This window comes from Sideroxydans sp., from assembly GCF_054604835.1.
The window spans coordinates 1-4,840 of record NZ_JBTSFG010000018.1 but is presented as its reverse complement, the minus strand read 5'-3'; the positions used below and the strand labels follow the sequence as shown (position 1 = coordinate 4,840).

The 4,840-nt window shown below is 45.9% G+C and carries 8 protein-coding genes; 3 read left to right on the top strand and 5 right to left on the bottom strand.

Features of this window, described 5'->3' with window-relative positions:
* Positions 1–221: 221 nt before the first annotated feature.
* The 5 genes from ACYCZ5_RS13820 to ACYCZ5_RS13800 all read right to left on the bottom strand — a co-directional run bounded on the left by ACYCZ5_RS13820 (position 222) and on the right by ACYCZ5_RS13800 (position 3,347).
* Positions 222–551, bottom strand: coding sequence for a hypothetical protein (locus ACYCZ5_RS13820; RefSeq protein ID WP_461545386.1), 330 nt, complete (start codon positions 549–551; stop codon positions 222–224).
* Positions 552–805: 254 nt separating this feature from the next.
* Positions 806–1,459, bottom strand: coding sequence for a hypothetical protein (locus tag ACYCZ5_RS13815; RefSeq protein WP_461545385.1), 654 nt, complete (start codon positions 1,457–1,459; stop codon positions 806–808).
* Between the two features lie 324 nt (positions 1,460–1,783).
* Entirely contained in the window at positions 1,784–2,215 is a 432-nt protein-coding gene (locus tag ACYCZ5_RS13810; protein ID WP_461545384.1) for a hypothetical protein, read from the bottom strand.
* Between the two features lie 26 nt (positions 2,216–2,241).
* Positions 2,242–2,715, bottom strand: coding sequence for a hypothetical protein (locus tag ACYCZ5_RS13805; RefSeq protein WP_461545383.1), 474 nt, complete (start codon positions 2,713–2,715; stop codon positions 2,242–2,244).
* A 50-nt stretch (positions 2,716–2,765) separates the two neighbouring features.
* A complete protein-coding gene (locus ACYCZ5_RS13800; RefSeq protein WP_461545382.1) occupies positions 2,766–3,347 on the bottom strand; it encodes a hypothetical protein in 582 nt (193 codons plus the stop codon).
* Between the two features lie 556 nt (positions 3,348–3,903).
* On the opposite strand from ACYCZ5_RS13800, the gene ACYCZ5_RS13795 reads away from it, so the two are divergent.
* The 3 genes from ACYCZ5_RS13795 to ACYCZ5_RS13785 form a co-directional block, all read left to right on the top strand.
* On the top strand, positions 3,904–4,116 hold the full coding sequence (locus ACYCZ5_RS13795) for a FitA-like ribbon-helix-helix domain-containing protein (protein ID WP_461545381.1): 213 nt from the start codon (positions 3,904–3,906) through the stop codon (positions 4,114–4,116).
* 8 nt (positions 4,117–4,124) lie between these two features.
* Entirely contained in the window at positions 4,125–4,538 is a 414-nt protein-coding gene (locus tag ACYCZ5_RS13790) for a PIN domain-containing protein (protein ID WP_461545380.1), read from the top strand.
* A gap of 105 nt (positions 4,539–4,643) precedes the next feature.
* A partial coding sequence (locus tag ACYCZ5_RS13785) for a hypothetical protein (protein WP_461545379.1) occupies positions 4,644–4,840 on the top strand: 197 nt, incomplete at its 3' end.

Genomic DNA, 4,840 nt, shown 5'->3' with positions numbered 1-4,840 from the left:
CAGCAAGAAATGGACGATGCCAATCCGGGATTGGAAGGCGGCGCTAAACCGGTTTTCTATCCAGTTTGATGACAGGATGCCGCAGCAGTAATGGAATCCCGTTTACACAAAATTCTGGACACCCTCATTGAAATCAGCGATCGATTCATAACTCGCGACCTCTAACGTTAAATTAAGGGGCGCGCTTCAGCGCGTCCCGCTTGAATGAAAGGTTAGGTGATTTACATGGGAACATGTTTAACCCAGCGACAGCCAATGTACCCAAGCATTACACCAACCAGCAGGAGTAACGCGTACAACTCGGATGAGCCTTGAGCGATTGCGGCAACAACAAGACCAACTGCGCCACCAACAATAATGCGATGAAGTGCGCCAACCTTTGGGCGGCGTTCATCATCGACAAACCCAAGATAAAACATACCTACCGCAACGACAAATGCACCAGCCACGAGCCTCACAGATACTGGCTCACACCAACTACCCGAGAGAAAGTGAAATGCTGTGAAGAGCGCGGCAAGAACAATTGCGAGAGTTAGCTCAAACCAAAGCATAGATTACCTAACAGTTATTAGACGGACGCACCGGTCCGTATTATTAGAAATAGTGAGTCGCGCAAATTTTCGATAACTATTTGATTCATCAGCGACCTAATTAAATCGCCTGTCCGCATATGCATTAATAGTACGGACAGAACCGATGCCTGCTTCTGGCCGATCCAAGCCCTAGGAATATCTTACTTTCGAGCGTCCGTTCCCAATTGAATTTCAGGCATTCGATTCTCATTTAGACCTCAGTCCCTTTTGTACTATCGCCACTCAATCTTGTCCAATGCGGGCTGATATTTAAATAAAACCTTCTCTTCAACCTCTGGTAAATCAGGATGAGATGCGTAAGCTTGAATATATTTCCCAACTCTTGGCAGTCTATATCTCACCAAAGTATGAGCGACCCTAGACAATTCTGCTGGTGATTTAAATGCCCCAGAAATTTGCACACCATTTGACTCATAAAGATTGGCAATGGTCGCATTTGAGAGGGGAGGAAATATTATGTCTTTTACACCAAACCATTCGTTCTTAGAGCAGGCGAATGCTGCAACGTTCTGGACGCTAACTCCATCCATTGTCACCACAATAACGGGGCTTTTATCCATGGCTCTAAATAGCACCACCTTAATTTGAGAAATAATCGTCTCATTTTGAAGTCCTAAAAATCCATTCTTAACATCGAGGATATCAATGGCTTGCTCTCGATCCTCTTTGGTCTCCAGCGGCCCTTTAATATCGTCGAAAATTGTTAGCCTGGAATAGGGAATAGATAAGAAATAATCTTTTATATTTTTTTCAGGCGAGCAAATGTCGGCTAGAGCTGAAATAGGAACAATAGAAATAAGTACTATTGCTATTTTCATAGGAACTGAAGGTGGCAACTTCGAACTTATCTTGTGATTGTTATTCATTGAAAGCCGTTATCTAGACTGTAAGATTCGTCCAACTTATCCCGCCATTGCAGCGGGGTCAATATGCCAAATGGCCTATACACGGCCTATATACCGAATGACTGCTACTGGCCGCATTTAAGTCCCGCGAATATCTTACCTTCGAGCGTCCGCTCCCAAGTGAATTTTAGACACTCGATTCTCATTTAGACATCAGTCCTTGGTTAACCCATAAGAGACATAGCTATTTCTCGATAACGGACGCTCAACGTGAAGGTAAGGGACTGCGCTAAAGCGCAGTCCCAGCGCAGCGAAGCGGAGCGAACTTGACCGCAGGGTTAGGACTCATTGTGAAACACGCCTAAGTGGGCCAAAACATGCGTTTAGAGAACGATCTTGGCATATGAGCATTTCGTCTTTTTCTGGATGAAAAATAATATAGATCGTCACCTCATCACCAACGGGTGTTCCCCCGGGCTCGCCATCACAGCCTGTGCGACCATTACTCCTTGTTACTACATCTGTCATGCGGTAAAACCCATTCAAATCTGGCTTATCCGTTATTGTGAAACGGCTCTCCCCGACTTCTTCACCGCTGGTCACTACGGAAGTGTTGTCTGTTTGGTAGTTGTACACCTCTGTGCAGTTGTTCTTTGCATAGGTCCATGCCCACTTCCCATACAACGGATGCTGCACCGATGAATTGACGTTAGCAGCAGGGCTGACACAACCAGCAAGAACGGCACAAGCAATCGTCAAAGAAACTATTCGCTTCATGAATCCTCCATATGAGACCTAACGAATTAACGGGCGCCAACAGCGGGCGAAGCCTGCTGTTGTGCGTCCCTGTTGAATGATTTGTTATGCGCTGCCACCCACCACCAAGCAAGCGATGCCGGTATGGATGCTACTGACGCGCAAAGTGTTACCGCGAGGCCACCAAGGGTTGCCGAAGTCCATGAAAACAACCCAACGATGCTACCGATAACAATTGCTGGTGTAACGAGGACGGCAACAAGGCCGCCAGCTAGTGCGAATGCCCCGAAAGAGAAGCGAAATGGTGTGCGCAAACCTTTGGATAGAAGATATCCACCGGAGCCCCATATGATGGGAACAGAAATGGCGAAAATAAGTGGCGCCACCACTACACCTCTTTGCCAAGAATCATTCGGGTCTGCTTCCGTTGGAACAAACAACGCAAGCAAAAACGGCGCAAAGAAAAGCGCAGAGGCCAAGATGCTTGCGATAGCTTCACGAACGAGCATGTTTGTGCGCATAACGTTTCCCATAAGCCGCGCAGTTTTTTCGCGTCGGCTTGATGGGGTTGTTAGCTCTTTTGGTGTTCTCTAAGTTGTTTGTAAACATTCTTAGCATTTTCTATTAACTCAAACTTTGGCGTAGTAGAGCCACCCATACCTGGGAATCCACCACCCATAAACATGGACATCATTTGATTTTCCTGTCCGAAGATAATTGAACCATAACCATTTGCCTTTTCAGACAAAGAAACATCACTCATTGTTTTTAGATTTAGGCTTTTTACACTCTTGCTGAATACACCCGAAACAATAATTGCTCTTTGGTCTGTAAGACCATAGAAAGTTTTTTCCCTTTTCTTTGAGTCATATATAAACCGACCAAAGATCATATAAAGACCAATAACAACAAAAGGGATCCCAAAGAGAGGAAATAATAGGGCAAAGCCATCTGGAGCGTTTTGCGCCTTCGGAGCCATAGTAAGCGCCATATACTCCCAAAATATAGCGAAGCCTCCCCACAGCAAACTAAATGGAACCATAAACACATCCGTGCCTTTAAATATTGTTCCTTGCTTTGGCATTCCAGCCCATATAAGCCTCTCTCCAGAATCAAGCTCTTTTTGGATTATTGTTTGTGCATCGTAATTCATAGGCTTCCTTTTAGAGCTAACAGTTATTAGACGGACGCACCGGTCCGTATTATTAATAATTGAGAGGCGCGTAAATTTTTGATAACTATTTGATTCATCGATGACCTAATTAAAGCGCCTGTCCGCATATGCATTAATAGTACAGACAGCGCCGATGTCCGTTTCTGGCCGACTTGTGACTGCTTGTCTTTGCGGGCATGTACGTCTGCCCTGCGCTCGGAAGCGGTCATCCCTAAAACCGAATCCTGCAATATATAAACTGACAGCACAACGAAAAAGAATATATAGGCCAAATGGCATATTGTCCTTTGACGTGCTGTGTTGTAGCGTGCGTCCCATGTTTAAGCAAAGCAGTCGTTTGCCAATGGAATGGCCGAAGGACCTAGGTCGGCCAGCAAGCGACAGTCAGAGTTGAAAATTCAAAGCCAGATAGCTGACGTTCGTCATGGGCGGGGTGTGTACAAACCTGTCATTGCAATCCGCCGGAAAATTCAGATTGCAATGCAATCACTCTTTAAGTATATTGCTATCAATGATTACAAAAGGAGTCTCCATCATGGCTACCAATCTTGTTGTTCGCAATGTGGAAGAGGATGTCGCCTTGGCTTTAAAACAGCGGGCTGCATCTCATGGAAGAAGTGCTGAAGCTGAACATCGTGAGATTCTAAAATCAGTTCTCCAGCGCCCGAGGCGTCGTTCCGTTGCAGAAGTTTTGTTGTCCATGCCAAACGTTGGTGAAGATGCCGACTTCAATTTTCGTAATATATAGAATTCTGTATGTACTTGGTCGACACCAACGTCATCAGTGAGGCGCGCAAGGGGACGAAAGCTAATCCCGGCGTGAGAAGGTTCTTCAAGGAAACGGATGCGGCTGAGATTTATGTGTCCGCTCAAACAATCGGAGAAATTCGGCGCGGCTTAGAAAACATCCGCCATCGCGGAGATATCCCGCAAACTAAAAAGCTTGAGAAATGGCTTGAAGTGATCGTTGGTGATTACGCGGATAAAATTTTATCTTTTGATGAAGAGTGCGCACAAGTGTGGGGACGGTTAATGTCGCCTCATCCTCAGCATCCCATTGATAAACAGATAGCAGCAATTGCATTGATTCACGATTTAACCGTCATCACACGCAACGTGGATGATTTTCGCGGAACTGGAGTGGAAACAGTAAATCCATTTGACGAGTAACCGTTGAAGAAAAATACACAGCCACATAGCGGTCAATCACCACAGACGGCAATGGGTTAGGAAGCGTCACCCGCGAAACATCAAATCTGTGTCCATGAACGGCCGTTGCTGGGAGTGAAGCAGACATCGCTTCTGCCCGATCTGACAGCCATTTCAGCAATTCCCCACTGTCTCTTATGGCCTGCGGATTCAATCCGTCGACGCAACACACTAAACTTAGCGAAAGCGAAAGGAGTGTTGCAGATGAAACAACGACCACGCATCTATTACACTGAAACTCAAAAGGCGCTGATGTGGGACCG

What these genes read in the sequence shown, in the direction of transcription:
- ACYCZ5_RS13820 (WP_461545386.1), bottom strand. Translation starts at nt 551, where the DNA reads ATGCTTTGGTTTGAGCTAACTCTCGCAATTGTTCTTGCCGCGCTCTTC.
- ACYCZ5_RS13815 (WP_461545385.1), bottom strand. Translation starts at nt 1,459, where the DNA reads ATGAATAACAATCACAAGATAAGTTCGAAGTTGCCACCTTCAGTTCCT.
- ACYCZ5_RS13810 (WP_461545384.1), bottom strand. Translation starts at nt 2,215, where the DNA reads ATGAAGCGAATAGTTTCTTTGACGATTGCTTGTGCCGTTCTTGCTGGT.
- ACYCZ5_RS13805 (WP_461545383.1), bottom strand. Translation starts at nt 2,715, where the DNA reads ATGCGCACAAACATGCTCGTTCGTGAAGCTATCGCAAGCATCTTGGCC.
- ACYCZ5_RS13800 (WP_461545382.1), bottom strand. Translation starts at nt 3,347, where the DNA reads ATGAATTACGATGCACAAACAATAATCCAAAAAGAGCTTGATTCTGGA.
- ACYCZ5_RS13795 (WP_461545381.1), top strand. Translation starts at nt 3,904, where the DNA reads ATGGCTACCAATCTTGTTGTTCGCAATGTGGAAGAGGATGTCGCCTTG.
- ACYCZ5_RS13790 (WP_461545380.1), top strand. Translation starts at nt 4,125, where the DNA reads ATGTACTTGGTCGACACCAACGTCATCAGTGAGGCGCGCAAGGGGACG.